The organism is Pedobacter sp. 10L46_2, assembly GCF_056395165.1.
The window spans coordinates 1-1,962 of record NZ_JBFTIZ010000473.1 but is presented as its reverse complement, the minus strand read 5'-3'; the positions used below and the strand labels follow the sequence as shown (position 1 = coordinate 1,962).

The 1,962-nt window shown below is 35.6% G+C and carries 5 protein-coding genes; all 5 read right to left on the bottom strand.

Going from position 1 to position 1,962, the window contains the following annotated elements; translation table 11 throughout:
* Positions 1-367: SCO family protein (locus tag AC1DDX_RS26945; RefSeq protein ID WP_477622982.1), on the bottom strand; the 367-nt coding region annotated here is incomplete at its 3' end.
* 86 nt (positions 368-453) lie between these two features.
* Positions 454-900, bottom strand: coding sequence for a hypothetical protein (locus AC1DDX_RS26940; protein ID WP_172660371.1), 447 nt, complete (start codon positions 898-900; stop codon positions 454-456).
* A 153-nt stretch (positions 901-1,053) separates the two neighbouring features.
* Positions 1,054-1,353: a hypothetical protein gene (locus AC1DDX_RS26935; protein ID WP_288882812.1), complete on the bottom strand. Its 300-nt coding sequence runs from the start codon at positions 1,351-1,353 to the stop codon at positions 1,054-1,056.
* A 116-nt stretch (positions 1,354-1,469) separates the two neighbouring features.
* Positions 1,470-1,856, bottom strand: coding sequence for an acyl-CoA thioesterase (locus AC1DDX_RS26930; RefSeq protein ID WP_172660373.1), 387 nt, complete (start codon positions 1,854-1,856; stop codon positions 1,470-1,472).
* Positions 1,856-1,962: 3-oxoacyl-[acyl-carrier-protein] synthase III C-terminal domain-containing protein (locus AC1DDX_RS26925; protein ID WP_477622983.1), on the bottom strand; the 107-nt coding region annotated here is incomplete at its 5' end. The genes AC1DDX_RS26930 and AC1DDX_RS26925, both read right to left, overlap by 1 nt.

Below are 1,962 nucleotides of genomic sequence, written 5' to 3'. Positions count from 1 at the left end.
CAGCAAGGGTATAGATTTCGTCTCTCGATCCCCATAAATATTCCCACTGTGTTCCCTTAACTCCGAGCTTATCAGCATATGCTTTCATCCTGGAAGGAGTATCATACTTTACATCGATAGTATGAGAAGCAAGTTTTACTTCTGGATTTGCTTCATATTTCTTGTAAATCTTAAGCAAATTACGATGCATAATTGGACAGATTGTAGGGCAAGAGGTGAAAAAGAAATCGGCAACATAAATTGTTCCATCAAAATCCTTTTGAGTTACAACAACACTATCCTGATTCAATAACTTGAATGATGGTATAGTTCGAAACGCTGTATCAGCAATTGTTTTTCCATCAACCACCTTTTCAGAAATTTCCATTTGTAAAAAAGGTAATCGCTTCGTTTCAGTCTTACAGCCTGAAACAAAAAGGACTATCATTAAGGCCCCAAAAAGCAAACTCTTCATTACTTCTTAAATTTACTCAGGTAATCATCAGACAATTTAATTTCCTGCTTATACAAGCTGTCAATAATCTCAATTTTCTTCCGCTCATCTTTAAAATACTTAACTGCTGCTTCATTTGATTTGCCAGTTACATCAGGCTCAAATTTGTGCATCCAATCATTCATCTGATCTTCAGCTTTACTTAAATCATTTACCATAGCCAACATGGCTTGTTTTTCCTTTACCGTATCAACATCAGGAAACTTAATTTTTAACCCACTAAGGTTCTTCAACAAAGTATCCAGTTTCATCTGGTTATTCACAAGTGCACTGTGATCGCCCATTACCACATCATGGAACTTCATTACTTCATCACGAACAGCTTTGTAATCTGTTTTACCGTCCTTTTGCTGCGTACATGCAGCAGCTATTAGCGCTATAAAAGCGACAAAAATTATTTTCTTCATTTTTAAATATTAAAATTCATAACTACCCTAAAGACCTCCCAATAGCACRCATACCTGAACTATTTGTCTATAAATTTACCTTCTCAGAAAAGACCTCGGAATCATTGCACTCCTTCAGCGCATTTATTCCGGTCTTTGAAGAGAATGGTTGATTTAACCCTTTCCTTGTGGCGGATGAAATATAGAATTTTTAATACTTTGCGGTATCCCAGTAGAAAAAGGAATATGGAATTTGATTTCCGCTAATGAATACTGCTTAAAAACCAGAGGCTTTACAATTAACGCGTCTTGGATTTGTGTTTTCTGCGATTGTCTCTCTTGCTTTTGCTCTTTGTCTTGTGCCTGTTTTAATTTTTTCATTAAATAGCACTTACCATTACAATGCATTTGAGGTTTGTCTCTATTTTCACAGAGTTCAGCAGCAATATATTTCTGATTTACTTCAAAACCCATAAACACAAATAGATTCGAACAATTTGCACTAAGCAAACTAAACAAAAGTAATATGGTTATGGGTTTTAATAGCATTACGCGACAAATGTAAGCATCATAAATGACGATTCATTTACCTACTTTAATATTGACGTTGGTTTTTTATTCTCGTCGATAGCTACAAACGAAAACTCCCCGGTTACTGCTCTTTCTCTATGTTCAGAATACATCTGTTCAATAAAAATCTCAACACTAACTTTAAGGCTCGTATTCCCGATATGACTTACCCTGCCCACCAGTTCCACAATTGTGCCTGCAGGAATTGGTTTCTTAAAATCTATCCTGTCACTACTTACTGTTACCATAATTTGTCTGCTAAAACGGGTAGCAGTAATAAAAGCTACCTCATCCATCATATGCATAGCAGTACCACCAAATAATGTATCGTAATGATTGGTTGTATTTGGAAAAACGGCTTTGAAAATTCTAGTCTCCGAAGCCGTAATTTTATCTTCTAATGTCATTAAATTGATTGTTTATTTCTTAGGTTACCCCATTTCAAATAAGTAGCGCCCCATGAAAAACCAGCACCAAATGCAGTTAACATCAACTTGTCGCCATACTTGAAAT